The 25,289-nt window shown below is 62.6% G+C and carries 24 protein-coding genes; 11 read left to right on the top strand and 13 right to left on the bottom strand.

From position 1 onward, the window contains the following. Positions 1-151 precede the first annotated feature (151 nt). From K5K89_RS16710 to K5K89_RS16695, 4 genes are all read right to left on the bottom strand, one after another. The gene (locus K5K89_RS16710) at positions 152-784 is read right to left on the bottom strand and encodes an N-carbamoylsarcosine amidohydrolase (RefSeq protein WP_058426134.1); all 633 of its coding nucleotides are present in this window, start codon (positions 782-784) and stop codon (positions 152-154) included. A gap of 171 nt (positions 785-955) precedes the next feature. After that, positions 956-1,708: an Asp/Glu racemase gene (locus tag K5K89_RS16705; protein ID WP_222539836.1), complete on the bottom strand. Its 753-nt coding sequence runs from the start codon at positions 1,706-1,708 to the stop codon at positions 956-958. A 14-nt stretch (positions 1,709-1,722) separates the two neighbouring features. Beyond that, complete coding sequence (locus K5K89_RS16700) at positions 1,723-2,520, bottom strand: alpha/beta fold hydrolase (protein WP_222539835.1); 798 nt, start codon at positions 2,518-2,520, stop codon at positions 1,723-1,725. Then, positions 2,517-3,650 carry an FAD-dependent monooxygenase gene (locus tag K5K89_RS16695; RefSeq protein ID WP_058426136.1) on the bottom strand — a complete coding sequence of 378 codons (1,134 nt, stop codon included), beginning with the start codon at positions 3,648-3,650 and terminating at the stop codon, positions 2,517-2,519. The genes K5K89_RS16700 and K5K89_RS16695 overlap by 4 nt, the downstream gene beginning before the upstream one ends. A gap of 307 nt (positions 3,651-3,957) precedes the next feature. On the opposite strand from K5K89_RS16695, the gene K5K89_RS16690 reads away from it, so the two are divergent. The 4 genes from K5K89_RS16690 to K5K89_RS16675 all read left to right on the top strand — a co-directional run bounded on the left by K5K89_RS16690 (position 3,958) and on the right by K5K89_RS16675 (position 9,708). Next, complete coding sequence (locus tag K5K89_RS16690) at positions 3,958-5,010, top strand: 2,5-dihydroxypyridine 5,6-dioxygenase (protein ID WP_071488452.1); 1,053 nt, start codon at positions 3,958-3,960, stop codon at positions 5,008-5,010. A gap of 60 nt (positions 5,011-5,070) precedes the next feature. Beyond that, entirely contained in the window at positions 5,071-5,505 is a 435-nt protein-coding gene (locus K5K89_RS16685) for a MarR family winged helix-turn-helix transcriptional regulator (protein ID WP_092250227.1), read from the top strand. A 187-nt stretch (positions 5,506-5,692) separates the two neighbouring features. Next, on the top strand, positions 5,693-6,175 hold the full coding sequence (locus tag K5K89_RS16680) for a (2Fe-2S)-binding protein (protein ID WP_092250224.1): 483 nt from the start codon (positions 5,693-5,695) through the stop codon (positions 6,173-6,175). Continuing rightward, complete coding sequence (locus K5K89_RS16675) at positions 6,175-9,708, top strand: molybdopterin cofactor-binding domain-containing protein (RefSeq protein WP_222539834.1); 3,534 nt, start codon at positions 6,175-6,177, stop codon at positions 9,706-9,708. The genes K5K89_RS16680 and K5K89_RS16675 overlap by 1 nt, the downstream gene beginning before the upstream one ends. 120 nt (positions 9,709-9,828) lie before the next feature. Here the strand turns inward: K5K89_RS16675 and K5K89_RS16670 are convergent, their stop codons facing one another. Further along, the gene (locus tag K5K89_RS16670; RefSeq protein WP_092250217.1) at positions 9,829-10,476 is read right to left on the bottom strand and encodes a TetR/AcrR family transcriptional regulator; all 648 of its coding nucleotides are present in this window, start codon (positions 10,474-10,476) and stop codon (positions 9,829-9,831) included. 160 nt (positions 10,477-10,636) lie between these two features. On the opposite strand from K5K89_RS16670, the gene ggt reads away from it, so the two are divergent. Further along, positions 10,637-12,361: a gamma-glutamyltransferase gene (ggt, locus tag K5K89_RS16665; RefSeq protein ID WP_071488448.1), complete on the top strand. Its 1,725-nt coding sequence runs from the start codon at positions 10,637-10,639 to the stop codon at positions 12,359-12,361. Here the strand turns inward: ggt and K5K89_RS16660 are convergent. After that, entirely contained in the window at positions 12,355-13,476 is a 1,122-nt protein-coding gene (locus K5K89_RS16660) for an FAD-dependent oxidoreductase (RefSeq protein WP_222539833.1), read from the bottom strand. The genes ggt and K5K89_RS16660 overlap by 7 nt on opposite strands. 74 nt (positions 13,477-13,550) lie before the next feature. Between K5K89_RS16660 and K5K89_RS16655 the strand changes: the two genes are divergently transcribed. Then, on the top strand, positions 13,551-13,991 hold the full coding sequence (locus K5K89_RS16655) for a MarR family winged helix-turn-helix transcriptional regulator (RefSeq protein ID WP_222539832.1): 441 nt from the start codon (positions 13,551-13,553) through the stop codon (positions 13,989-13,991). Here K5K89_RS16655 and K5K89_RS16650 read toward each other — a convergent pair. The 3 genes from K5K89_RS16650 to K5K89_RS16640 all read right to left on the bottom strand — a co-directional run bounded on the left by K5K89_RS16650 (position 13,953) and on the right by K5K89_RS16640 (position 16,794). Continuing rightward, entirely contained in the window at positions 13,953-14,501 is a 549-nt protein-coding gene (locus K5K89_RS16650; protein ID WP_222541722.1) for an AAA family ATPase, read from the bottom strand. The genes K5K89_RS16655 and K5K89_RS16650 overlap by 39 nt on opposite strands. Beyond that, positions 14,498-15,061: a nicotinamide riboside transporter PnuC gene (pnuC, locus tag K5K89_RS16645; RefSeq protein WP_010210641.1), complete on the bottom strand. Its 564-nt coding sequence runs from the start codon at positions 15,059-15,061 to the stop codon at positions 14,498-14,500. Before pnuC ends, K5K89_RS16650 begins: the two co-directional genes overlap by 4 nt. Before the next feature lie 98 nt (positions 15,062-15,159). Further along, a complete protein-coding gene (locus K5K89_RS16640) occupies positions 15,160-16,794 on the bottom strand; it encodes a methyl-accepting chemotaxis protein (RefSeq protein ID WP_071488444.1) in 1,635 nt (544 codons plus the stop codon). Positions 16,795-17,013: 219 nt separating this feature from the next. Here K5K89_RS16640 and K5K89_RS16635 point away from each other — a divergent pair, with 219 nt between their 5' ends. Both K5K89_RS16635 and K5K89_RS16630 read left to right on the top strand, forming a co-directional pair. Further along, positions 17,014-17,844: an undecaprenyl-diphosphate phosphatase gene (locus K5K89_RS16635; protein WP_222539831.1), complete on the top strand. Its 831-nt coding sequence runs from the start codon at positions 17,014-17,016 to the stop codon at positions 17,842-17,844. Further along, positions 17,841-18,224 (top strand): DUF1294 domain-containing protein, encoded by a 384-nt coding sequence (locus K5K89_RS16630; RefSeq protein ID WP_222539830.1) that lies wholly within the window; start codon positions 17,841-17,843, stop codon positions 18,222-18,224. Before K5K89_RS16635 ends, K5K89_RS16630 begins: the two co-directional genes overlap by 4 nt. Here K5K89_RS16630 and K5K89_RS16625 read toward each other — a convergent pair. Genes K5K89_RS16625 through K5K89_RS16615 form a run of 3 tightly spaced genes read right to left on the bottom strand, consistent with a single transcriptional unit; the run spans position 18,213 to position 20,913 of the window. After that, the gene (locus K5K89_RS16625; protein ID WP_093120936.1) at positions 18,213-18,569 is read right to left on the bottom strand and encodes an MmcQ/YjbR family DNA-binding protein; all 357 of its coding nucleotides are present in this window, start codon (positions 18,567-18,569) and stop codon (positions 18,213-18,215) included. The two genes, K5K89_RS16630 and K5K89_RS16625, sit on opposite strands and share 12 nt — an antisense overlap. Continuing rightward, a complete protein-coding gene (locus K5K89_RS16620; protein WP_071488441.1) occupies positions 18,566-19,474 on the bottom strand; it encodes a LysR substrate-binding domain-containing protein in 909 nt (302 codons plus the stop codon). The genes K5K89_RS16625 and K5K89_RS16620 overlap by 4 nt, the downstream gene beginning before the upstream one ends. A gap of 59 nt (positions 19,475-19,533) precedes the next feature. Then, positions 19,534-20,913 carry an NAD-dependent succinate-semialdehyde dehydrogenase gene (locus tag K5K89_RS16615; protein WP_222539829.1) on the bottom strand — a complete coding sequence of 460 codons (1,380 nt, stop codon included), beginning with the start codon at positions 20,911-20,913 and terminating at the stop codon, positions 19,534-19,536. 157 nt (positions 20,914-21,070) lie between these two features. Here K5K89_RS16615 and K5K89_RS16610 point away from each other — a divergent pair, with 157 nt between their 5' ends. The 3 genes from K5K89_RS16610 (at position 21,071) to K5K89_RS16600 (ending at position 23,972) form a co-directional block, all read left to right on the top strand. After that, entirely contained in the window at positions 21,071-21,997 is a 927-nt protein-coding gene (locus tag K5K89_RS16610) for an AraC family transcriptional regulator (protein WP_222539827.1), read from the top strand. Between the two features lie 119 nt (positions 21,998-22,116). After that, positions 22,117-22,728 carry an FMN-dependent NADH-azoreductase gene (locus K5K89_RS16605; protein ID WP_222539826.1) on the top strand — a complete coding sequence of 204 codons (612 nt, stop codon included), beginning with the start codon at positions 22,117-22,119 and terminating at the stop codon, positions 22,726-22,728. A gap of 206 nt (positions 22,729-22,934) precedes the next feature. Continuing rightward, complete coding sequence (locus K5K89_RS16600) at positions 22,935-23,972, top strand: alpha/beta hydrolase family protein (RefSeq protein WP_222539825.1); 1,038 nt, start codon at positions 22,935-22,937, stop codon at positions 23,970-23,972. Here K5K89_RS16600 and K5K89_RS16595 read toward each other — a convergent pair. After that, the gene (locus tag K5K89_RS16595) at positions 23,966-25,141 is read right to left on the bottom strand and encodes an MFS transporter (RefSeq protein WP_222539824.1); all 1,176 of its coding nucleotides are present in this window, start codon (positions 25,139-25,141) and stop codon (positions 23,966-23,968) included. The two genes, K5K89_RS16600 and K5K89_RS16595, sit on opposite strands and share 7 nt — an antisense overlap. Positions 25,142-25,289 lie beyond the last annotated feature (148 nt).

The raw sequence follows: 25,289 nt of genomic DNA, 5'->3' as shown, positions 1-25,289 counted from the left end.
CTGGCGGTGACTTATGGTTTTTATACAGCCGCTTTTGTTCCAGCACTTCGGAGTGCTGTAGAAGCGACGTCCAAAGGCAGTGTCAGAAGACTGGGGCGTGTACCCCAGTTTTAGGCGAGACCGCACTCTATGGCGCGATTCTCGGTACCGTTTATTGCTCCCTGAATTTGCGCATCGCCTCCTGCTTGCTCACCACGTCGCCATACTTGCTGTCGATATCGAACAGATTGGCTTCATGGGGGGCCGGGTGCCGGTCGCCGACGCATTCGCGCACGACGATGGTGCGAAACCCGTGTTGCACTGCATCCACCGCCGTGGCGCGGATGCAGCCGCTGGTGGAACAACCGGCCAGTACCACGGTGTCGATGCCCTGTGCATGCAGCATCGGCGCCAGGCTGCTGCCGAAAAACGCACTGGCGTACTGTTTGGTGATCACCACTTCATCGGCCTGGGGCAGTACCTCGGCGCAGAACGCGGCCAGTGGGTTGCCTTCGACCATGTCTTTCATCACCGGGGCCTTCTTGACCCATATGCCTCCATCCAGGAAATGGCCGGGATGGTAGCGGATATTGGTGTGGACGACTGCAATCCCGTGCTGGCGTGCGCTGGCCAGCAGCTCCACGCTTTCAGCCACGGCCGTGACCACACCCGGCGCGAACAGCGGCGCGCCTTCGGTGGTGTAGCCTTGCATGAAGTCGATCATCAACAGCGCGGCCTTTTTGCCAAAGCCGATGCGGTTGCCCCATACGCCCTGGTAATTGGCGTCGGCGGATTGTTCGCTCATCGTTTAACCCCCTCATTTCTGGACAGTGCACTTACCTTGTGGCGAGCGGGCTTGTCCCGCGTTGGAGTGCGTAGCGCTCCCGCTTTTTTTTGGGCCGCTTCGCAGCCCAACGCGGGGCAAGCCCGCTCGCCACAACTAGCCCGCTTGCCACAGAAGCCCGCTCGCCACACATTAATAGGCGCCGGAGAGCAGGGCACCCGCGCCGGGCACGATGGGTTCCAGGTCCAGGGCCTTGAGCATGGCGTAGGTCGTCGCGATAGCGGCTGTGAGCACCGGCTTGCCGGTTTGCGCCTCGACCTTGGCCACCACCGGCAGCGACTGCATCTGCACGCAGGCGGACAGCACGATCACGTCGACACCTTCCAGGTTCATGCCGGCGACGATGGCCGGCAGGTTGGCCGGGTCGTGGCGGGCCACTTCGAGGTTGTCGGGGATCTCCAGGGCGCGCCAGTCCACCACGTCAAAGCCTTCTTCGCGGATGTAGTTCACCACCAGTTCGGTCAACGGCTTCATGTACGGTGCAACAATCGCGATGCGCTTGGCGCCCATGACTTTCAGGCCCTCGATCAAGGCACCGGCGCTGGTGATGACCGGGGCGTTGGCATCGTTGTCGGCAGTGGCCTTGCGCAGGCGTTGTTCGGAGTTGCGGTGATACCCCAGCCCCATGGCCATGATCGCCACCAGGCACGCATAACCCAGCACGTCTACCTTGGCGTCGGACAACTCGACGGCGCAACGGTCGGACTCACCGTCCATGGCCGCCAGTTCTTCCTTGCATACCTGCTTCATGCGCATGCGGCTGGAGTGAAAGGTAAAACGCTCGGGACGGATCGCCTGGCGCGCGGTGAGCATCGCCGGGATTTCGGTTTCCATGGTGGTGTTGGAGCTCGGCACGATCTGGCCGATGCGGTAAGGCTTCTGCATGGTGGTCTCCGTTTTTATAGTGTGAGGAAGTCGCCGAGGGCGTGGAAGAAACCGTCGAAGTCATCCCACGGAATCATGTGCCCGGCGTTGGGTACGCGGGCGACCTGGATACGCGGTTGCAGGCCCTGGATTTCGGCAATGTCCTCATCGAGGATCACCCCGCCGCGACCGGCCACCATCAACAGCGCAGGCGCCTTGAGGTGGGGCAGGTCCTGGTGGAAATCCACGGTGTGAAAATCATTGAAGGCGCGCACGATGGCGGGCTCAAAACAGGTGTGCAGCCATTCGGCACGCAGTTGCAGTTGTTCGTCGGTCCAGGTGGCGCAGAAGGCGCGCATCGCCTCGGCATCCATGCCGACCAGGGATTGGCGGATCGAATCCACGTACCACGGCAGTTTGCTCGGGTACTCACGCCGACCCGGGCCAGACACCGGCGGGTCGATCAGCACCACGCGCTTCACGCCCTGCGGATGTTTGACCGCACTGCGTACGGCAAAACGGGCGCCCATGGAATGGCCCATCAGGTGGTAGCTGTCCAGGTTCAGCGCATCGGCAAAGGCACCGATGTCGTCGGCGCAGGTGTCCGCGCTGTAGTCGAGTTCGGGGCCGGTGGAGGACAGCCCGCGACCGCGCACGTCCAGCACATAGGTGTCGAACTGTGCGCCCAGGCGCTCCGCGACGAACCCCCAGGTGATCGCCGGGCTGGTGATGCCCGGGATCAGGATCAACGCCGGGCCTTTGCCGCCGTAACGCAAGTAATGCTGGCGGATGCCGTTGGCCTGCACGTTGCCACCGTAGAGGAAGGTGCTCACGCGGCCACCCCCGATTTCAGTTCCTGGGCGTACAGGTCATAGCCGTAGACCCAGGCCGGGTCTTCCTGGGTGCGCAGCCAGGTGTTGGCGTTGGACACTGCCTGCACCCGGGAGGCACGTTCCTTGCGGTTGGCTTCGTACAGCTCGAAGGCGGTGCGGTAGTCGCTGATGCCGGTTTCCTGCAGGCAGCGGGTGAGCATGGCGGCGTCTTCGATGGCCATGCCGGCGCCCTGGGCCATATGCGGTTTCATCGGGTGGCAGGCGTCGCCGAGCAGTACCAGGCGACCACGGCTCCACAGCGGCAGTGGGTTGCGGTTGCGCAGCGGCCATTTGGTCACGCTGTCGGTGGATTCGATCAAGGCTTGCACAGTGGGGTGGTAGCCCTTGAAGGCATCGAACATCTCTTCGCGGCTGCTGTCGACGAACGCGCCCTGGAAGTCCCATTCGGCGTGGGGTACGCCGGTCACGTAGTAGTACTCGTCGCGTTTGCCGGTGGTGTAGTAGACCATCATGTGGCGGTCCTCGGTCCACCACTTGATGCAGTCTTCGAACTTCAAGTCGTACTTGGCGAGCTGGTCGCCACGGATCAGTGCGCGGTGTGCGACCCAGCCGCTGTACAGCGGTTTTTCCACGCCCAGCAGTTCTTCGCGGATCTTGGAATTGATGCCGTCGGCGCCGATCACGATGTCGGCGTAGGTCACCTGGCCGTCGGCGAAGGTCAGGCGCACCTGGGTGTCGGTTTCCTCGAGGCTTTCCAGGCGCTTGTTGAAGTGCAGGGTGCCGGGCTTGAGGGTGGACATTTGCAGCGCATGCAGGTCGCCACGGTGCACCGTGATGTAGGACGCGCCGTAGCCGGTGAGCGGGATGCGCGAGAGGTAGTCGCCGGTTTCGCCGCAGCGGCTGAACCAGTGCTCGGGGTGCGAGCCCATCAGGTCCAACTGCTTTTCGATGCCCATGCGGCGAAAGATTTTCATGATATTGGGGCCCATGTGGATCCCCGCGCCCAATCGGGAAAACTCCGGCGCCTGCTCATATACATTCACGTCGAAGCCGGCTTGCTGCAACAGGGTGGCAGCGGCGGCACCGCCCAGGCCTGCGCCGACGATGGCGATTTTTTGCGTGCTTCCCATGGGGCGTATTCCTCTGTCTTTGTGATTTTCGGCGGCGTCTGTCCGCAAGGTTTTTAAAGTGTATACGCTCATTTTTTGAAATGGGAAGCCTGTCTCTGAAAAATTATTTTCTGGCCGTACGGCTCCTGTGTAACGACATGTAGCCAATTAATATTGGAGTTGTTCCGATAGGTAACGTTGTGGCGCGCCGCTTGCAGTCTGTTCGCAATTCGGGTCTTATCGTTATTAAATGGCGTATACGCTATAAAAGTGCACTAGAGTGAAGCGCAGTGCCTGAACTTGGTGCGGGCCCACAGGAGACAGGAAAATGCCGGTAAGCGATTGCGAATTGACCCAGATGTTCGAGCACGTGTTGAAGCTGTCCAGGGTCGACCCGACCCAGAGCGTCGCCGTGCTCAAGAGCCATTATTCCGACCCGCGCACCGTGCGCGCCGCGATGGACGCCGCGCAGCGCCTGGGGGCCAAGGTGTATGCGGTGGAGTTGCCATCGTTCAACCATCCCAAGGCCATGGGCAACGACATGACCGCCTACTGCGGCGACACCGCGCTCACCGGTAATATCGCCGCCCAGCGCGCCCTGGAGGCGGCGGATCTGATCGTCGACACCATGATGCTGCTGCACTCGCCGGAGCAGGAGCAGATCCTCAAGACCGGCACGCGCATCCTGCTGGCCGTGGAACCTCCGGAAGTGCTGGCGCGCATGCTGCCCACCGAAGAGGACAAGGTGCGTGTGCTGGCGGCCGAGCAGTTGTTGAAGAAGGCGCGTTCGATCCATGTCAAATCCCGCGCCGGCAGTGACTTCCGTGCCGCCCTGGGGCAATACCCCTCCGTGACCGAATACGGCTTTGCCGATGAACCGGGGCGCTGGGACCACTGGCCCAGCGGTTTCCTGTTTTCATGGCCCAACGAAGAAACCGCCGAGGGCGTGCTGGTGCTGGACATCGGCGACATCCTGCTGCCCTTCAAGACCTACACCCGCGAGAAGATCACCCTGGAGATCGAGAAGGGCTTCATCACGAAGATCCACGGGGGGTTTGAGGCCGAGTACCTGCGTGACTACATGAAGTACTTCAACGACCCCGAGGTGTACGGCATCTCCCATATCGGCTGGGGCCTGCAGCCACGGGCACAGTGGACCGCCATGGGCCTGCACGACAAGAACGACGGCATGTGCATGGATGCGCGGGCGTTCTATGGCAATTTCCTGTTCTCCACCGGGCCGAACACCGAGGTGGGCGGGACACGCAAGACGCCGTGCCATATGGACATTCCGCTGCGCAATTGCGATGTGTACCTGGATGATGAGGCCGTCGTGATTGCAGGGGATGTGGTTGCGCCGCAAGCTTCGCGCGCGCGCTGATCACCGGTGTGGGGATGGAGTATCATGCGTCCCCACCTTAACCATCCACCGAGCCAAGCCGTGCCTGATTCCTACGTCTTTTCTGAACAAGTTGGCCACCTGCTGCGCAAGGCCTACCAGCGCCACCTGGCGATTTTTCAGCAGAATGTCGGCGACTCCCAGCTCACCGCCGTGCAGTTCGTGACCCTGTGCGCACTGCGCGATCACGGTGCAAGTTCGCTGACCGAGTTGGTCAAGGCGACTGCGGTGGACCAGGCGACCATCCGTGGGATCGTCGAGCGGCTCAAGGCCAAGGCACTGATCAGCCTGGAACCGGACCCGCAGGACAAGCGCAAGGTGGTGGTGGATCTGTCCCCGGCAGGCGCCGAACTGGTCGCCCAGACCACGCCCCGTGCCGCCCAGATCAGCGAATTGACCATGAGCAATCTCAACCCCGCCGAACGGGTGGCGGTGCTGTTCCTGCTGCGCAAGATGATTGACGATCCCCAGGACTGATTGGGGTGGTCGCCCCCCTCACCACAACATCCCCGCTCGCCACAACATCCCCTGGCACCGATCTTGCTCTAAGTTCGTGTAGTAAACACTTCACCAGTCAAGTGTGTCGCGAGGCCCCAGGTTCGCGACGCTTTTTTTTGGCTGTTTAATGTAGTGAGTACTTCATCAACTGTTACGGGCGAAGCACATGATCAGCCAGCACATCACAGTAGCGCTTGAGGTCAACGGGCAAACACACGAAGTCAGCGCCATGGCGGACACGCCGCTGTTGCTGGTGCTGCGCAATGACCTGGAACTCAATGGTCCCAAATATGGCTGTGGCCTGGGGGAGTGCGGTGCCTGCACTGTGATCATCGATGGGGCGGCGGCGCGCGCCTGCGTGTTTCCGTTGTCGGGGACCGTGGGCCGCGAGATTGTCACCCTCGAAGGCCTGGGCACGCGCCAGGCGCCGCACCCGGTACAACAAGCCTTTATCGACGAGCAGGCCGCGCAATGTGGCTACTGCCTCAACGGCATGATCATGACCGCCAAGGCCTTGCTCGACCGTAACCCCAACCCCAGCGAAGCCCAGGTGCGCAACGAGCTGTCGGGCAACCTCTGCCGCTGCGGCACCCATATCGAAATCCTGCGTGCTGTGCTGCGTGCGGCCCGCCTGATGACCGTGGAGTGATGACCATGCCGAACATTCCGCTTTCCCGTGACCAATGGCTGGCCAAGGCCGGTGTCCTGTTGATCGTCGATGATGTGCTGCCGCCCTCGGGGCCGGTGGCCAAGGGTGGCACGCCCACGGTCAAGCCCAAGGAGCTTGGGCTGTTTATTGCAGTCAACGATGACGGCCTGGTGTATGCGTTCAACGGCCATGTGGACCTGGGCACCGGCATCCGTACGTCGCTGGCGCAGATCGTGGCCGAGGAACTGGACCTGGCGATGGACCAGGTGCAGATGGTGCTCGGGGATACCGAGCGCGTGCCCAACCAGGGCGCGACTATTGCCAGCGCTACGTTGCAGATATCAGCAATCCCCCTGCGCAACGCGGCTGCCGAAGCCCGGCGTTTTCTGTTGGCGCGGGCAGCGGGGCGCTGGGGCGTGAGTACAGCCAGCCTGACAGTGGAGGCTGGCGTTATTCAAGCGCCGGATGGGCGCACCACCACCTATGGCGAACTGGTCAGCGGCCAGCACGACCAGCTGCGCATCAGCGGCGACGCGCCGCTAAAGGCCACTGAGGACTATCGCCTGGTGGGCAAGGGCGCCGCACGGGTGGATATCCCCGGTAAGGCCACCGGTGAGCTGACTTACGTGCACGACATGCGCGTACCGGGCATGCTCCATGGCCGGGTGATCCGCCCACCGTATGCGGGGCTGGATTGCGGCGATTTTGTCGGCAACAGCCTGTTGAGCGTGGATGAGTCGTCCATCGCCCATATTCCCGGCATTGTTGCGGTGGTGGTCATCCGCGATTTTGTCGGCGTTGTCGCGTTGCGTGAGGAGCAGGCGATCAAGGCCGCCAGTGCCTTGCAGGTGCACTGGAAACCCTGGAACAACGCCTTGCCGGACATGCGCGATGTCGAACAGGCCATCCGCGACAACCCTCGCGTGCGCCGCACCGTGCTTGACCAGGGCAATGTCGATGAAGCCCTGGCGGGTGCCAGCCAGCGCATGTCGCGCAGTTACCTGTGGCCGTACCAGATGCACGGCTCGATCGGCCCCTCCTGTGGCGTGGCGGATTACTCGCCGGCCGGCAGCCGGGTGTGGTCGGGCAGCCAGAACCCGCACCTGCTGCGCGCCGACCTGGCGTGGCTGTTGGAGTGTGATGAGGCGCTGATCGATGTGATCCGCATGGAAGCCGCCGGCTGTTATGGGCGCAATTGTGCGGATGATGTGTGTGCCGATGCCTTGTTGCTGTCCCGTGCGGTCGGCAAACCGGTACGCGTGCAATTGAGCCGTGAACAGGAACACCTGTGGGAGCCCAAGGGCACTGCGCAGTTGATGGATGTGGATGGCGGCCTGAACGCCGATGGCAGCATTGCCGCCTACGACTTTGAAACCAGCTACCCCTCCAACGGCGCGCCAACCCTGGCGTTGTTGCTGACCGGCCGCGTGGAACCGGTGGCGGCGATGTTCGAGATGGGCGACCGCACCTCGATTCCGCCCTACAACATCGACAACATGCGCGTGACCATCAACGACATGGCGCCCATCGTGCGTGCGTCGTGGATGCGCGGTGTGTCGGCGCTGCCCAACACCTTCGCCCACGAATCCTATATCGATGAGTTGGCCTTCGCCGCCGGTGTCGATCCGGTGGAATACCGCCTGCGCTACCTCAAGGACGAACGCGCCATCGACCTGGTCAAATCCACCGCCGAACGCGCCAACTGGACGCCGCGCACCGCGCCGATGCAAACCGCCAATGAGGACCATCTGCTGCGCGGCCGCGGCTTTGCCTACGCGCGCTACATCCACAGCAAGTTCCCCGGTTTCGGCGCGGCCTGGGCGGCGTGGGTGGCGGACGTGGCCATCGACAAGCAGACCGGCGATGTGTCGGTGACCCGCGTGGTGATCGGCCATGACTCAGGGATGATGATCAACCCGGCCGGGGTGCAGCATCAGATCCACGGCAATGTGATCCAGTCCACCAGCCGTGTGCTGAAGGAGCGCGTGACCTTTGAAGAGTCGACGGTGGCGAGCAAAGAATGGGGCGGCTATCCGATCCTGACCTTTCCTGAAGTGCCGCAGATCGACGTGATGATGATGCCGCGCCAGGACCAGCCGCCCATGGGCGCCGGCGAGTCGGCGTCGGTGCCCAGCGCGGCGGCGATTGCCAATGCGATCTACGACGCCACCGGCATTCGGTTTCGTGAGCTGCCGATCACCCCGGAGCGGGTGTTGGCGGCGCTGAATGCCGGTACCCTGGGCGAGCCGGCCAAGTCGCCGGAGAAACGGCGCAAATGGTGGTTCGGCGTACTGTTCGCCACCCTGGGCGCGGTGCTGGCGACGGCCTGGCCGTTCCACAATGAAATCGCCCCGATTGCGCCGCCCAGCGCCGGCACCTGGTCCAAGGCCACCCTGGAACGCGGGCGCTTGCTCGCGGCAGTCGGCGATTGCGCGGTGTGCCATACGGCGCCGGGCGGCGCGACCAATGCCGGTGGGCTGGCGATGCAAACCCCCTTCGGCACGCTGTACAGCAGCAATATCACCCCGGACGTGGAGACCGGCATCGGTGCCTGGTCGTACCCGGCGTTCGAGCGTGCGATGCGCGACGGCATTGGCCGCGACGGGCGCAACCTGTACCCGGCGTTTCCCTACACGGCGTTCCGTAATATCAACGATGCGGACATGCAGGCGCTGTATGCCTACCTGATGTCCCAGGCGCCAGTGAGCCAGGCGCCGACGCCGAATGCCATGGGCTTTCCGTTCAACATCAGGCCGTTGATGGCGGGGTGGAATGCACTGAACCTGCGACGTGGTGAAATCACCCCGCAGCCGGAGCGTGGCGAGCAATGGAATCGTGGCAACTACCTGGTCAATGGCCTGGGGCATTGTGCGGCCTGTCATTCCCCTCGCAATGTGATGGGAGCGGAGAAGGGCGGCAAGGCGTTCCTGGCCGGGGGCATGGTCGATGGCTGGGAAGCGCCGGCACTGACCGGCCTGTCCAAGGCGCCGACGCCATGGACCGAAGACCAGTTGTTCACCTACCTGAGTACCGGCTATTCCGACGCCCATGGCGTGGCCGCAGGCCCGATGGGACCGGTGGTGAGTGAATTGTCCAAACTGCCTAAGGCGGATATCCGCGCCATGGCGGTGTACCTGGCGTCGCTCAATGGCGAAGCCGCAGCCGAGGCCCAGGTGGCGGCCGCCGTCAGCGTGCCGAATCCCAATGGCCGACGCGTATTTGAAGGTTCATGCAAGGCCTGCCATGCCGAGGGGCTGGGGCCGAAGCTGTTTGGGGTGAGCCCGTCGCTGGCGACCAATACCAATGTGCACAGCGACCAGCCGGATAACTTGATCAAGGTGATTCTGCAAGGCATCAGCCACCCGGCGACCAAGGACCTGGGGTATATGCCGGGATTCAAGGACAGTCTGTCGAACAGCCAGGTGGCGGATCTGGCGGCGTATCTGCGCGGGCAATTTGCGCCGAATGCGCCGCAGTGGAAGGGGTTGGAGCAGAAGGTGGCGCATCTGCGCGCCAACCCCGGCACCCATTGACGCAATGGGGTAAAACAGGTGGGAGGGGGCTTGCCCGCGATAGCGGTGGGTCAGCTAAACATAGGCTGGCTGATGCACCGCCATCGGGGGCAAGCCCTCTCCCACAGTTGGATTCGGTTCTTACAGGGAGGTCGGGGTGACGCCGCGTACCACTAAATCGCTGATAAACCCCAGCCAATCCTGCTGCTGCCCTTTGTTCGCCAGGTCTTCACCGAGGAATGAGCTGAGGGTATGCCGGTTGGAGTTATAGAAGTAGCAGAGCGAGGCGATCATCAAGTACACGTGCTTGAGGTCGACATCCTGGCGAAACACGCCCTGGGCCTGGCCGGCTTCGATGATCGGCTTCAAGACGCCCACGGCCTCCCCCGACAACCTGCGCATCTCGCCGGATTGCTGGGCATGCTTGCCCTGGTGCAGGTTCTCGATGCTCAGGATCGCCACGAATTCCGGGTGCTTGACGTAGTAATTCCAGATAAACGCCACCAGGTCGCGCAGGGCCTGCTCCGGTGCGTCCAGGTCCAGCTTGAGCTTGCTTTCGGCTTGGTTGAACTGCTCATAGATGTGTTCCAGCACGCAGACGAACAGGTGTTCCTTGCTGCCGAAATAGTAATAAAGCATGCGGTCGTTGGAGTCGGCTTCCTTGGAAATGCTGTCGACGCGCCCGCCGGAATAACCGTCACGGGTGAACACCTTGACCGCCGCCTGGAGGATGCGCGCGCGGGTCTGGTCGGCCTGTTGGGCGCGAATGCCGGTCTTCTTGATCACCATGTCAGAGCGCCTTGCAGGACAGTCAGGGCGCGAAATATAGCATGGGCTTTTTCACGTCCGTTCCATGACCGACAAGTTCTGTAATAAAAACGCCATTGCGCTGGGGATTAAATCCGCAACGGGCTATTTTGGTGCGTCTCAATAACTAGAGTAGCCATGGATGAAATACCAACCTTTCAGCCGTACCTTGATTGCCACCGCCCTGGTGTTGACCGTCAGTGGTGTGCAAGCCGCTTCCCAGGCCCCGGTGGCCGGTGAAAACGGCATGGTGGTAACGGCCCAGCATTTGGCCACTCATGTGGGTGTAGACGTGCTCAAGGCCGGCGGTAATGCGGTCGACGCTGCCGTCGCCGTGGGCTATGCGCTGGCGGTGGTGTACCCGGCGGCGGGTAACCTGGGCGGCGGCGGTTTCATGACCGTGCAACTGGCGGACGGGCGCAAGACCTTCCTCGACTTCCGCGAAAAAGCCCCGTTGGCGGCGACCGCCGACATGTACCTGGACAAGGACGGCAACGTCATCGACGGCCTTAGCGCCAAGGGCCACCTGGCTGTCGGCGTCCCCGGCACCGTGTCGGGCATGGAACTGGCGCTGAGCAAATACGGCACCCTCAAGCGCGCCCAGGTCATCGCCCCGGCGATCAAGCTGGCGGAAAACGGCTTTGCCCTGGAGCAGGGCGATATCGACTTGCTGCACACCGCCACCGGCGAATTCGAAAAAGACAAGGACATGCGCGCAATCTTCCTGCACAACGGCCAGCCGATGCAGGTCGGCCAGAAGCTGGTGCAGAAAGACCTGGCCAAGACCCTCAAGGAAATCTCGGCCAAGGGCAGCGATGGTTTCTATAAAGGCTGGGTGGCCAAGGCGCTGGTGGATTCCAGCCAGGCCGGCAAGGGCATCATCACCCAGGCGGACCTCGACAAGTACAAGACCCGCGAACTGGCGCCTATCGAGTGCGACTACCGTGGCTACCACGTGGTCTCGGCACCGCCTCCAAGCTCGGGTGGCGTAGTGATCTGCCAGATCATGAACATTCTCGAAGGCTACCCGATGGCCGACCTGGGCTATCACTCGGCCCAGGGCCTGCACTACCAGATCGAAGCGATGCGCCACGCCTACGTGGACCGCAACAGCTACCTCGGCGACCCGGACTTCGTGAAGAACCCGATCGAGCACCTGCTGGACAAAAACTACGCGGCCAAACTGCGTGACGCCATCGAACCGCAAAAAGCTGGCGATTCCCAGGCGATCAAGCCGGGCGTGTCGCCCCATGAAGGCAACAACACCACTCACTACTCCATCGTCGACAAGTGGGGCAACGCGGTGTCGGTCACTTACACCCTCAACGACTGGTTCGGTGCGGGCGTAATGGCGAGCAAGACCGGGGTGATCCTCAACGATGAAATGGACGACTTCACCGTCAAGGTCGGCGTGCCGAACATGTACGGCCTGGTCCAGGGGGAAGCCAATGCCATCGCACCGGGCAAGGCGCCGCTGTCGTCGATGAGCCCGACCATCGTGACCAAGGATGGCAAGGCGGTGATGGTGGTCGGTACGCCGGGTGGCAGTCGCATCATCACGGCGACCTTGCTGACCATCCTGAATGTCATCGACTACAAGATGAACATCCAGGAAGCCGTGGACGCACCGCGTTTCCACCAGCAGTGGATGCCGGAAACCACCAACCTCGAGCGGTTTGCAGTGAGCCCGGATACCCAGAAGATCCTCGAAAGCTGGGGCCACAAGTTTGCCGGCCCGCAGGATGCCAACCACCTGGCGGCGATCCTGGTGGGCGCGCCGTCCCTGGATGGCAAGCCGGTGGGTAACAACCGCTTCTATGGGGCGAATGACCCGCGTCGCAATACGGGGCTGTCGTTGGGCTACTGAGGCGTGAGGTGGTGATGCAGGTGGGCCAGGGACAGCGCCAGGCTGTCGTGGGATAACTGGATGGCGGCGGCTTCGGCGCTGCCCTGGGCCGCCGGTATCACTCGTTCGAACATGTGGTTTTCATAGGCCTGCACTGCTGATGAGCAGTCGGGTGTCTCCAGCAGGTGCTGCGCCAGTTCGGCCGCATCCAGCATCGCCGCGTTCACCCCTTCGCCGCCAAACGGCGACATCAGATGGGCCGCATCGCCGATCAGCGTCAACCCCTGGCGGTGGGACCAGCGATGGCCGACGGGCAGGGCGTGGATCGGTCTCGCCAGTAGCGTCTCGTTCGCCGCATCAAACAATGCCAATACCTGCGGGTGCCAGCCATGGAACTGGGCTTTCAGTGCGGGCAGGCTGAGGTGATCGGCGCCCCAGTCGGACGGTACGCGAAAGATCGCATAGCCGCGCAAATGCGCGTTGGCGTTGCGCTGCACGATGATCGCCCTGGCTTCGCCGGCAACCTGCAGGGTGCCTCGGCCAACCAGTGCGGCGAGGTGCGGGTGCTGACGGTCTGCATCGTCGATGCCGAACTCGATGAAGGTCAACCCGCTGTATTGCGGCTGATAGGTCGACAGCAGCGGGCGTATTTTCGACCAGGCGCCGTCGGCACCCACCACCAGGTCGAAGGGGCCGTGGGTGAGGGCGCCTTGATGCAGCGTCCAACGTTCATCACCGGTCGGGCGAACGCCGGTGACGCTGGCACCCCAGCTCACACTGTCTGGCGGCAGTGAGTCCAGCAGCGCCTGGCGCAAGGCGGTACGGTCGACTTCAGGGCGGTCACCTGCGTCCGGGTTGGGGGCTTCGAACAGCAAGCGACCGTGCTGATCCATCAAGCGCGAGCCTTGGTCTTCGTAACGGGCGATGCGTTTGAATGCATCCTCCAGGCCGGCACGCTGCAAGGCGAGTTGGCCGGATTCGGCATGCAGGTCCAGCGTGCCACCTTGTGGACGCTCCAGCGGGCTGCGTTCACGTTCAAAGACGCTGGCGTGGACGCCATGGCGGTAAAGGATTCGCGCCAAGGTCAACCCGCCGGGGCCGGCGCCGACGATGGCGATGCGCAATGAGGTATTCATGAAATTGTCCTTGGCGATGTTTATAGGATCCTATACATTTAGTTCATAGGATCCTATGGAAAGTCAACGCCCTCATGAAGACTCAAACGCCTGCTCCAAACCCCATGCAACAGATCGGCCTGGCGAACCGCGGTTTCATCCGCCTCTACGAAGGTCGCCTGAGAGCGCTGGGCTTTGCTGTCGCGCAGGTTCCGGTGCTGGCGGCGCTCAAGCACAGCGAGGGTTTGCCCCAGGCCGAACTGGTGCGCATTGCCCGTGTCGAGCAGTCGAGCATGGCCCAGTTGCTGGGCCGTATGGAGCGTGACGGCATGATCGAGCGGGTGGCTGACCCGGCTGATAAACGCAGCCGCTTGATTACCCTGACCGATGCGGCGCGCGAACGCATGCCCGCTGCCCGCGCGATCATGCTGCAAGGCAGCGCGCAGGCGCTGGAGGGGTTCAGTGAAGAGGAAGAGGCGACCTTGCTGGCGTTGCTGCTAAGGGTGAATGCCAACCTGGAGCGTGCCGGCGAGTAGCTGTTCAACCGCGGCCAACGCGGTGGCGCGGCGCTGTGCCCAATGACCACGAATCACCAGGGCGGGCTGCTGATGGTGCTCGAGCCACTCCAGGCTGCCACGGAAGAACACTCGGCGATCCGCCAGGTCCGGCTGGCAGCGCTGCCCGTCGGCGGTCCATTCCACATCTTCCGGCGAGAGCAGCAGGTGCAGGTCGTAGTGGCGGGCCAGCAGTTCGCTGTCGAGCCAGGCGGGGTAGTCGCCGAACAGGGTCTGGCTCCAGAGCTTGTTGGTCAGCAAATGCGTGTCGAGGATCAACAGCGCAGGCTGTTGGGCGCGGGCGGCGTCTTCCCAGGCCAGTTGACCACGGGCAATGGCCGGGATATCGGCCAGGGTGGTGTCGCGCTGATGGTGATCGATGAAATGGCGCACGTATTCACCGACCATCAACCCGCCGAAATGCGCCTGCAACTCTGCGGCCAGCCAGCTTTTGCCGCTGGATTCCGGGCCGGCCAGTACCACCACCTTCATGCGTGCAACGCCGGATCGGCGCGCCATTCACGCCAGCCTTGCACGGCGATCACGGTGAACAGTGCATAGAGCGCGGCGGTAAGGTACAGGCCTTTGTAGAGGAACAGCCCGACGAAGATCACATCCACTGCGATCCACAGTGGCCAGCACTGCACGCGTTTCTGCGCCATCCACATCTGCGCCACCAGGCTGAAGCCGGTGAGGGCGGCGTCCAGCCAGGGCTGGGCGGCATCGGTCCAGTGCGCCATGGCGGCGCCGAGCAACAGGCTGCCCACTGCGCCCACGGCCAGGCTGGCCATGATCGCCGGCACTCCCAGGCTGGTGACCTGTCGCCCTTGCTTGACCTCGCCGGCGCGGGTCCACTGCCACCACCCGTAGACCTGCAGTGCGGCGTAGACCACCTGCAAGAGCATGTCGGAATAGAGCTTCACATCGAAGAACACCCAGGTGTAGAGCAGCACCATGACCAGGCCGATGGGCCAGCACCAGGGGTTTTGCTTGACGGTCAGCCACACCGCGATCACCCCGAGGGCGGCGGCGAACAGTTCAAGCCCGGACATGGTGGTTCCTTTGGAGAGTGGGAGAGGGCGGGGATTGTAACCAAAGAAGAATGCTGCGGGCATTATCTCTGTGGTAAGCCCGCTCGCCACAAGCAGCATCAGATTTTGAATTGGCGTAGCAGGCCGTCGAGCTGGTCGCTCAGGCCACGCAACTGTGCACTTGCCAGACTCGACTGCTCCGCTGCCAGTGCCGTGCTGTGGGACAACCCCGCCGCCTGGGTGACGTTCTGGTTGATGTCTTCCACCACATGGGCCTGTTGCAGCGTCGCGCTGGCAATCGAGGCGTTGAGGCCGTTGAGGTTGCGCAATGCCTGGCCTATGGCGGTCAGGCTGGCCCCGGCCTGGCCGGCTTGTTCGATGGTCAGTTGGGAGGCGCTGTGGCTATCGCTGATCACCTTGACCGCCGCTTCCGAGTGGCCCTGCAGGCGCTCGATCATGCCCTGGATCTCGGCGGTGGACTTTTGTGTACGCTGGGCCAGCAGCCGCACTTCATCGGCCACCACCGCAAAGCCGCGGCCTTGCTCGCCGGCACGCGCCGCTTCAATTGCCGCGTTGAGGGCCAGCAGGTTGGTCTGGTCGGCGATCGAGCGGATCACTTCGAGCACGCTGCCGATCTGGGTGCTTTCGGCGGACAGGGTACGGATCACCTCCACCGCCTGGCTGATGGTGCCGGAGAGCTGGTCGATCTGTTGCAGGCTGCCGTCGATATTGACCTGGCCTTGTTGCGCCTGGGCCTGGGCGTCGCGCATTTCGCTGGCGGCGTGTTCGGCGTTCTTGGCTACGTCCTGCACGCCGTAGGTGACTTCGTTGATGGCAGTGGCCACCAGCTCCATCTGCTGGGACTGCTGCTGGCTGCGATCATGGGCCTGGGTCGCATTGGTGCCCAGTTCCTGGGACGACTGGCCCAGGGCGTTGGCGCATTCCTGCAACTGGCTGACCACCTGGCGCAGTTTGGCGGTGAAGCTGTTGAAGTGCCGGGCCAGTTGGGTGACTTCGTCCTGGCCATGGGTGTCGAGGCTGCGGGTCAGGTCGCTTTCGCCGCTGGCGATGTTGCCCATGGCGTTCACCGCATCCTGCAACGGCCGCACGATGCTGCGGGCGATCAGCGCCACCAGCAATGCCATGAGCACCGCGATACCCAGGCCGATAAACGAGGCTTTCCACACCTGGCCGCTGAACTCGGCCTGCACATCGTCCACGTACACGCCGGAGCCGATGATCCAGCCCCACGGCTCGAACAACTGGATATACGAGGTCTTGGCCACCGGCGCTTCGGCACCCGGTTTCGGCCAGCGATAGTTGACGATGCCGGCGCCCTTGGCCTTGGCCAGGCTCACGAATTCGTTGAACACTGCAAACCCGTCGGGGTCGCGGATGGCCGAGAGGTTCTGGCCGTCGAGCTTGGGGTTGGCCGGGTGCATGATCATCACCGGCGTGAGGTCGTTGATCCAGAAGTAGTCGTCATGGTCGTAGCGCAAACCGCGCACGGCACTCAGGGCCTGTTTCTGGGCGGCTTCGCGGGTCATGACGCCGGTAGTTTCCAGGCCGTGATAAAACGTCAGGATCCCGCTGGCGGTCTGGACCACGTGTTGGGTCTGTTGGCGCTTGGCCTGGTAAAGGTCGTCGTGGATCTGCTTGAGCATCAATAAACCCAGGGCCAGCAGCATCAGCACGGCGACTATCAGGATCAGCCAGAGGCGCCGGCTGATCGACATATTGCGCAAACTGTTCATCGTCCTGTCACTCCGTGCTTTTTATAATTGTGGGCGCTGCATCGACTTTTCCGCCTTGTCTGATAGGCTTTCGGCTTGTATTCGGAAAACCTGAGTACTGTCTGATTTTTCACAAGATTTTTGCGTACCGGGTGTGAGAGTCACCCCTGGGTCTTGTCGTCAGTGAACCATTAAAAAGATCAATAAGGCTTGCCATAGAGCAAGACCTTTGGGGGAAGCATGGATTTTTGGACCGCCATACAGGCATTGATTCTTGGCGTTGTGGAGGGGCTGACCGAGTTCCTGCCGATTTCCAGCACCGGCCACCAGATCATCGTTGCCGACTTGATCGGCTTCGGCGGTGAGCGTTTCGAAGCCTTCAATATCATCATCCAGCTGGGGGCGATCCTCGCCGTGGTCTGGGAGTTTCGCCGCAAGATCCTCGACGTGGTCATCGGTTTGCCGACCCAGCGCAATGCCCAGCGCTTTACGATCAACCTGATCATTGCCGTGTTGCCAGCAGTGGTGTTGGGGGTGATCTTCGCCGACCTGATCAAGCACTACCTGTTCAACCCGATCACCGTGGCAACCGCCTTGGTGGTAGGTGGCATCATCATGTTGTGGGCCGAGCAGCGTCAGCACCATAGCCACGCCAACACCGTCGACGAGATCACCTGGAAAGACGCGGTCAAGATCGGCTTCGCCCAGTGCCTGGCCATGATCCCCGGCACGTCGCGCTCCGGTGCGACCATCATTGGCGGCCTGCTGTTCGGCCTGTCGCGCAAAACCGCGACCGAGTTCTCGTTCTTCCTCGCCATGCCGACCATGGTCGGTGCTGCGCTGTACTCGGGCTACAAGTACCGTGACCTGTTCCAGCCAGCGGATTTCCCGGTGTTCGCCATCGGCTTCGTGACCTCGTTCATCTTCGCGATGATTGCGGTCAAGGGCTTGCTCAAGTTCATCGCCAGCCACAGCTACGCGGCATTTGCCTGGTACCGCATCGCATTCGGCCTGCTGATCCTGGCGACCTGGCAGTTCGGCTGGATCGACTGGACGGCGGTCAAGCCTTGAACATCCAGTATCCGCGTTTGAAGGTGGCGATCTTCGCGCTGTTGTGCGCGCCGCCGTTGATAGGGGCCGCGCTGGTCTGGTATCGCGGCGAGACGCTGATCCCGCTGGCCGCCTATGGTGTCGTCAGCGTGATCGCGTTTTTCCTGTACTGGAGCGACAAGCGCAAAGCGCAGACCGACCGCTGGCGCACCCCGGAAAACATCCTGCACGCCGTGGAGCTGGCGGGTGGCTGGCCGGGAGCGTTGATTGCCCAGCAGGTGTTCCGGCACAAGACGCGCAAGGTGTCGTACCAAGTGCTGTTCTGGGTGATCGTGCTATTGCATGAGGTGTTCTGGCTGGACCAGTTGTTCCTCGGCGGCACCTTGCTCTCAGTCTTCTAGCCGCAACCCGACCTGCGTGCGCTTGGGCAACTTGCTCACCACCAACTGGTGGGAACGCTGCAACAAGCCGCGCAGTTCTTCGGCGCCCAGCGGGTAGGGCGTGTTCATGATGATCCACTGTGCACGCGCCAGGTACGGCGCCGGGTGGATGCCGGGGCGATCCACATGGCCGAGGAACAGCTCCTTGTCGACCTTGAACGCCAGCGAGTCACCGCGCAGGTTTTGCAGGGCGAACATCTTGTTGCCGGCAATCGAGAACACCCGTACGCCGCCCCATTTGTAGTCTTCGCGCGCGCCGGGCAGCGCCAGGCAGAACGCCGCGACTTGTGCTTCGGTCATCTTCATAGCAAGCGGTCTCCACAGCCTTTGAAACCTTCTTCGAGGTAGTCGATCCAGGCCCGGATCGCCGGCAGCACGCCGCGCCGATGCGGGTAGACGGCCTGGAGCCAACCGCCCGGCAACGACCATTCGGGCAACAGTTGCACCAACCGGCCATTTGCCAGTTCCTCTTCACAGTACATCATCGGCAGTACGGTAAAACCCAGGCCCATGATGGCGCTGGCTTTGCGCACGATAAAGTCGTCGATACCCAGGCGGGCTTCCATCGCCAGCTCGTGGGCGTTGCCCTGGGGATCGAGAATGCGCTGGTGCACCAGCCGGTCCGCTTCCAGTGCACCGAGGATCGGCAGCTGCTTGAGGTCGTCCAGGGTCGTGACCTGACGCCCGAGCATCAGTGCGGGGCTGGCCACCAGCACGGTCTGGGCCTGGCGCAGGCGTTTGGTCACCAACAGCGGATCCTCATCGCCCAGCTCACGCACGCGCAAGGCCACATCGATGCCTTCGGCCACCAGGTCGACGCGGCGGTTGACCAGGGTCATCTCCAACTGCACCTGAGGGTGGGCGGCAAGAAAACCGGCGACCAGCTCCGGCAGGATGTGCTGGGCCATGCCCACCGGGCAGCTCACCCGCAGTCGCCCACGGGGCTCGCTGGACATGCTGGCCACGGCCTCATCGGCCATTTCCGCCTCCAGCAACATGGCCTGGCAATGGCGCAGGTAGCGTTCGCCGACGGCGGTGAGGGTAAGCTGGCGGGTGGTACGTTGCAGCAGGCGTGCACCGAGGCGCTCTTCCAGCTCGGCGATGCGCCGCGACAGCCGCGACTTGGGAATTCCCAACAGCCGGCCGGCGGCGGCGAAACCGCCAGCATCGACGACTTTGGCGAAATAATAGAGGTCGTTGAGGTCTTGCATGGTCAGCCCATTGTCCTGTCAATGGGACGAACTATCCGCGCCTGACGAGGGCAAATCCACTACAAATGCGCACCGCCCATCAACACATACTTCACCTGCACATACTCTTCGATCCCGTAATAGCTGCCTTCGCGGCCATAACCGGACTGCTTGATCCCGCCAAACGGCACCGACGCGGTGCCGACCGAGCCTGAGTTGAGAATCACCATGCCGGCCTCCAACTGGCGCGACAGGCGCAACGACCGCCCCAGCGCGCTGGTGTAGGCATAGGCGACCAGGCCGAACTCCGTCTGGTTGGCGCGGGCGATCACTTCTTCTTCGTCCTTGAACGAGTAGATGGCGAACACCGGCCCGAAGATCTCCTCGGTCGCCAGGGGGGAGTCGTCCCGCAAACCGGTCAACACCGTCGGCTCGTAGAACAGGCCGCCCTTGGCGTGGGGCCTGCCGCCCATCAGCACGCTGGCTCCGGCAGCCTTGGCGGCTTCCACCAGGCGCACGACCTTGTCAAAGCCCGCTTGATTGACCAGCGGGCCGACCACAAAACCTTCACGCAGGCCCTGGTCCACTTCGATCCCGGCCACCGCATGCTTCACGCGCTGGATGAAGTCTTCGAGGATGCTGTGCTGCACAAAGATCCGGTTCGGCGATATGCATACCTGGCCGGAGTTGCGCAGCTTGGCACCGACCAGTCCCTTCACCGCCTCATCCAGATCGGCGTCCTGGAACACGATAAACGGGGCGTTGCCGCCCAGCTCCAGGGTCATCTTCTTGATGCTTGCCGCGCATTGTGCGGCAAGCAATTTGCCAACGTCGGTGGAACCGGTAAACGAGATCTTGCGGATACGCGGGTCGCCCGTGAGGATCAGGCCGATCTCCCTGGGGTCGCCCGCTACCACCTCCAGCACGCCTTCCGGGATGCCAGCCTTGCGTGCGTACTCCAGCAATTTGAAGGCCGTCAGCGGTGTATCCTCGGCGGGTTTGATCACCATGGTGCAACCGGCGGCCAGGGCCGTGGCGACCTTGCGGGTGATCATCATGAACGGGAAGTTCCATGGGGTGATGGCGGCGACCGGGCCGATGGCTTCCTTGGTCACCAGCACATTGGCGTTGCGGTCATGGGTGGGGATCGTGTCGCCGTACACGCGCTTGGCCTCTTCGGCATACCACTCGATAAAGCCCAGGCCGTAGTCGATCTCGCCACGGGCTTCACTGAGGCATTTGCCGTTTTCGCGGCAGAGCAATTCGGCGAAGGCTTCCTTGTCGGCTTTGACTGCGTCATGCCAGTGGCGCAGGAGGTCGCTGCGCTCCTTGGCCAGCCTGGACGACCATGCGGGAAAGGCGGCGCAGGCACGGTCGACGGCGGCCTTGACCTGGTGGGTGGTGTTCTGGGCGACGCGGCCGACTTCTTCGCCGGTAGCAGGGTTGTAAACGATAAGCATGGGGAGTCTCCGAGGGCTGAAAGTGCTGTTCCAGGCTACGCAGAGACAGTGTTTGAGCGAATATCCATTCCAATGTGCTGATTGCCTATTCCTATGAGGCCGTAGCCTGGATGCGGATTGCGCGCTACCGTGGCACTTTGCACAGAGGCCAGGATCCATGGACCGTACAGACAGAATCATCGCGCTGATGGACACCCTGGCGCCTGTCGAGGGCTATAACCTCAGCGCACTGGATGACGTGCGCTTCCTGCGCTCCAACCGCCCGTTGCAGCGGGTGCCGGTGCTGTATGACCCCGGCATCGTGATGGTCTGCCAGGGGCGCAAGCGCGGTTACCTGGGGGATGAGGTTTACCTGTACGACGCCCGGCACTACCTGGTGGTGTCAGTGCCGGTGCCGTTCACCATGGAGACCGACGCCAGCGAAGCCGAGCCCATGCTCGCGGTGTACCTGCGCCTGGACTTCACCCTCGCGGCCGAACTGATGGTGGCGCTGGATGAGTTTCCGGCGCTGGTCGACGCCAAACCGCGGGGCATGTATTCATCGCCCATGGATGACTTGCTCAGCGAGTCGCTGTTGCGCTTCCTGCAAGCCATGGGCACGCCGATGGACGCGCACATCCTCGGCCCGGCGTTGATGCGCGAAATCTACTACCGGATCCTTACGGGCGAGCAGGGCGGTTCGATGCGCGCCGCGTTGAATCGCCAGGGGCAGTTCGGCAAGGTGGCGCGGGCGATTCGCAAGATCCATGGGTGTTATGCCCAGCACCTGGACGTGGAGGCGTTGGCCCGAGAGGCGATGATGAGCGTGCCGAGCTTTCACGCGCATTTCCGCACGGTCACCGACACCTCGCCGATGCAGTACCTCAAGTCCACGCGCCTGCACCAGGCGCGTTTGCTGATGCTGCGCAGCGATATCAGCGCCGCCACTGCAAGTGCCAAGGTCGGCTATGAAAGCCCTTCGCAGTTCAGTCGCGAGTTCAAGCGCTTCTTCGGGCGCACACCCCAGGCGGAAATCCAGTGGATGAAGCGCACCTATGCGTTGCCGGCGCGTGCGTCGGCGTCGATTTACGTGTCGTCCCATTGAACATTGTCCTGCTGGCGGGACAAACAGTCGCGTTTCAATGGTCTAATCCTTTATTCGGATCATCTGTAGGATGAACCTCACTCGATCGCCCCACGGCGATCCTCACTTGGAGATTTCGCATGAAACTTTTGCATATCGATTCCAGCATCCTCGGCGACAACTCGGCTTCCCGTCAGCTCAGCGCGGGCGTGGTCAAGGCCTGGCAAGCGGCTGAACCGGGTGTGGAAGTGACCTACCGCGACCTGGCCAGCGAAGGCATCAACCACTTTTCCGGCGCAACCCTCGGCGCCCTCGGCACCGCCGCCGAACTGCGTGATGCCGCGCAGAAGCATGAGGCTGAGCTGAGCGCTTCGTCGCTGGCTGAATTCCTCGCCGCCGACGCGGTAGTGGTTGGCGCACCGATGTACAACTTCACCATTCCGACCCAGTTGAAAGCCTGGATCGACCGTATCGCCGTTGCCGGCCAGACTTTTCGCTACAGCGAAGCCGGCCCTGAAGGCCTGTGCGGCAACAAGAAGGTCATCATCGTGTCCACCGCGGGCGGCCTGCACGCCGGCCAGGCCTCGGGTGCTGCCCATGAAGGCTACCTGAAACTGCTGTTTGGCTTCCTGGGTATCACCGATATCGAAATCGTACGCGCCGAAGGCCTGGCCTACGGTGATGAAGTGCGCAGCAAAGCCCTGAACGACGCCAACGTGGTCATCAACGAACAATTGTTCGCCGTCGCGTAAGGCTTGTGTAAATTCCGCTTTTGCTCGGTTTCATTCTGAAGCCGGGCGCCTAAACTCTGTATTCTGCTCGCCTCAAAGCGAACGGAGTACGGAGTTTTTTCGTTTGTGCGCTGTCATTACTTTGGCCCAGGTTGTGCAAGCATGGGTTTAACACCCTGGACTTTTTTCGATATGTCGGTTCTCACGCAGCAAAGGTGGACATCCCCATGATGCGTCTTTGTGCCGTTATGGTTCTTTCCCTGCTCGGCGGCCTGATTTCAGTGCACGCCGCACCTGCGCCGCACCCGCATTGGAGTGTGGGCTTCCATCGCATGACGTTTCTGGATCCGTTGGACCTGCAGCCGATGAAAGCCGTGGCGTTCTACCCGTCCACTGGCCTTGAGCACACCACGCAATTGGGCGCCTACCGCGTCGCCGCTACCGAAGATGCCAAGATCGCCATCGGCCGTTTCCCGATGCTGATGCTGTCCCACGGCAACACCGGCACGCCGCTGGCGCTGCATGACCTGGCCACCTCCCTGGCGCGCAAGGGCTTTGTAGTGGTAGCGGTGCTGCACCCTGGCGACAACTACAAGGATCACAGTCGCCTGGGCACGGTGAGCAACCTGTACGGGCGGCCGATCCAGATTTCCGAAGCAATCACCGCCACCCTGGGCGACCCGATGCTCTCGCCATTCGTCAACGTGGACCAGGTGGGTGTCATTGGCTATTCAGCCGGGGGTGAGACCGCGTTGATCCTGGCCGGCGCCAAGCCGGATTTCGACCGCCTGCGCCGGTATTGCCAGGAGCGTCCGGAAGATCGCGACGCCTGCACCACCAAGGGCGAACTGGTGGTGGACCGTGATGACCTGCAACCGCAATCCGACCCGCGCATTCATGCCTTGATGTTGATGGCGCCGCTGAGCCTGATGTTCGGCCGTCACACCCTGGCCGATGTGCATGTGCCCGTGCTGCTCTACAGCGGCGACGGTGACAAGTTGGTGGCGGTGGACAAGAACGCCGCCGCGCTGGCGCGCAAACTGCCGGAGCCGCCGGACTTCAAGCTACTGGCCGGGGCAGGGCACTTCGTGTTCATGGCGCCGTGCGACAGCGATCAGTTGGCAACAATGCCGGCGATCTGCACGGATGCCGATGGGGTTGACCGCGAAGGCATTCACCGCGACCTGATCTCCGAGGCGGGGCGGTTCTTCAGTCACACCCTCGGCCAATCTACCCGGGCGGGCTTGCAGACCGCTGATCAGTAAGCGCGGCGCATAAGCAGCAGGGTCACGCCCAGGGCCGTGACCGACAACAGTGCGGCACAGAAGAAGATCCAGCCGTAGCCGAGGTTCAGCGCCACGGCGCCCATCAACGGCCCGGCAATCGCCAGGGCCAGGTCAAAAAACACCGCATACGCACTCAGCCCCGCGCCACGGCTGCTGTTGGGCACCTGCTTGATGGCTTCCACACCCAGCGCCGGGTACACCAGCGACAAGCCAAAGCCGGTCAGCCCGGCGCCGATCAATGCCACCCCGGTGGACGGCGCTAGCCACAGCAGGGTCAGGCCGAGGGTCTCGATGGTCATGCAGGCAATGGCTGCGCGAAAACCGCCGAAACGGCTGATGGCAGAGATAAACACCAGTCGCGACAGGATAAAGCACACGCCGAATACCGTGAGGCAGTAAGCCGCGCCGGCCCAGCCACGATTGAGGTAGTACAGGGTGATAAAGGTGGTGAGGGTGCCGTAGCCAATCGAAGCCAGGCACAGGCTGGCGCCAAACGGCGCGATACGTCCGAATACCGCCCAGAACGGCAGCCGCTCGCCACGTACCACCGGCACCGAGGGTTTATTGCGGATCAGCACCAGCCCTAGCGCGGACAATACCGTCAGAGCGATGCCGAGGCTGTTGTAGCCATATTCCGCGACCATCACCACGCCAAGCGGTGCCCCAATCGCGATGGCACCGTAGGAGGCAATACCATTCCACGAGATGGACCGTGCGGTGTGTTCCGCACCCACCGCGCCCATGCACCAACTGATGGTGCCCACGCCGATCAGCCCCTGGGCCACCCCCAGCAGCAGCCGCGCGACGATCAGGATGCCCAGGCTCAACGATGGCAGGCTTGCCACCAGCGTGGCGAAGAACGTCAGTACGCCACTCACTAGAATCCCGGCCAGGCCCAGCACAATCGCACGCTTGGTGCCGACGTTGTCTGACATGCGCCCGGCCATGGGGCGGCTGAGCAGCGTCGCCAGGTACTGCGAGCCGATGGTGATCCCGGCCACTACCGCGCTGAAACCCAGTTGTTCGTGTACATAGCCAGGAATCACCGCAATCGGCAGGCCGATGCAGATAAACGCGATGAAGGTGTAGAAGACAATGGAAACGATCTGCAGGGTGATCGATATCGAGCTGGGGGCGGCGGCAGGCATGGGCACTCGTTCGCGGGCGGGCGGTGCGGGCATGATGGCAAGGGCGCGGGGGAAAAGGAAGCTGGCTAACGACTTTGTCTGATGAATAGGTTTTGTGCGGCAAACGATGCTGTTGTGGCGAGCGGGCTTGTTGTGGCGAGCGGGCTTG

This window comes from Pseudomonas sp. DR208, from assembly GCF_019823005.1.
GTDB classification, from domain to species: domain Bacteria; phylum Pseudomonadota; class Gammaproteobacteria; order Pseudomonadales; family Pseudomonadaceae; genus Aquipseudomonas; species Aquipseudomonas extremorientalis.
This window is presented reverse-complemented; position numbering and strand designations above follow the sequence as displayed.

Coding starts and splice junctions, on each gene's coding strand:
- ggt (WP_071488448.1), top strand. CDS start 10,637: ATGAAATACCAACCTTTCAGCCGTACCTTGATTGCCACCGCCCTGGTG.
- K5K89_RS16690 (WP_071488452.1), top strand. CDS start 3,958: ATGCCGGTAAGCGATTGCGAATTGACCCAGATGTTCGAGCACGTGTTG.
- K5K89_RS16650 (WP_222541722.1), bottom strand. CDS start 14,501: ATGAAGGTGGTGGTACTGGCCGGCCCGGAATCCAGCGGCAAAAGCTGG.
- K5K89_RS16710 (WP_058426134.1), bottom strand. CDS start 784: ATGAGCGAACAATCCGCCGACGCCAATTACCAGGGCGTATGGGGCAAC.
- K5K89_RS16605 (WP_222539826.1), top strand. CDS start 22,117: ATGAAACTTTTGCATATCGATTCCAGCATCCTCGGCGACAACTCGGCT.
- K5K89_RS16705 (WP_222539836.1), bottom strand. CDS start 1,708: ATGCAGAAGCCTTACCGCATCGGCCAGATCGTGCCGAGCTCCAACACC.
- K5K89_RS16625 (WP_093120936.1), bottom strand. CDS start 18,569: ATGAAGATGACCGAAGCACAAGTCGCGGCGTTCTGCCTGGCGCTGCCC.
- K5K89_RS16675 (WP_222539834.1), top strand. CDS start 6,175: ATGACCATGCCGAACATTCCGCTTTCCCGTGACCAATGGCTGGCCAAG.
- K5K89_RS16610 (WP_222539827.1), top strand. CDS start 21,071: ATGGACCGTACAGACAGAATCATCGCGCTGATGGACACCCTGGCGCCT.
- K5K89_RS16620 (WP_071488441.1), bottom strand. CDS start 19,474: ATGCAAGACCTCAACGACCTCTATTATTTCGCCAAAGTCGTCGATGCT.
- K5K89_RS16660 (WP_222539833.1), bottom strand. CDS start 13,476: ATGAATACCTCATTGCGCATCGCCATCGTCGGCGCCGGCCCCGGCGGG.
- K5K89_RS16670 (WP_092250217.1), bottom strand. CDS start 10,476: ATGGTGATCAAGAAGACCGGCATTCGCGCCCAACAGGCCGACCAGACC.
- K5K89_RS16615 (WP_222539829.1), bottom strand. CDS start 20,913: ATGCTTATCGTTTACAACCCTGCTACCGGCGAAGAAGTCGGCCGCGTC.
- K5K89_RS16595 (WP_222539824.1), bottom strand. CDS start 25,141: ATGCCTGCCGCCGCCCCCAGCTCGATATCGATCACCCTGCAGATCGTT.
- K5K89_RS16655 (WP_222539832.1), top strand. CDS start 13,551: ATGAAGACTCAAACGCCTGCTCCAAACCCCATGCAACAGATCGGCCTG.
- K5K89_RS16695 (WP_058426136.1), bottom strand. CDS start 3,650: ATGGGAAGCACGCAAAAAATCGCCATCGTCGGCGCAGGCCTGGGCGGT.
- K5K89_RS16600 (WP_222539825.1), top strand. CDS start 22,935: ATGATGCGTCTTTGTGCCGTTATGGTTCTTTCCCTGCTCGGCGGCCTG.
- K5K89_RS16680 (WP_092250224.1), top strand. CDS start 5,693: ATGATCAGCCAGCACATCACAGTAGCGCTTGAGGTCAACGGGCAAACA.
- K5K89_RS16640 (WP_071488444.1), bottom strand. CDS start 16,794: ATGAACAGTTTGCGCAATATGTCGATCAGCCGGCGCCTCTGGCTGATC.
- K5K89_RS16635 (WP_222539831.1), top strand. CDS start 17,014: ATGGATTTTTGGACCGCCATACAGGCATTGATTCTTGGCGTTGTGGAG.
- pnuC (WP_010210641.1), bottom strand. CDS start 15,061: ATGTCCGGGCTTGAACTGTTCGCCGCCGCCCTCGGGGTGATCGCGGTG.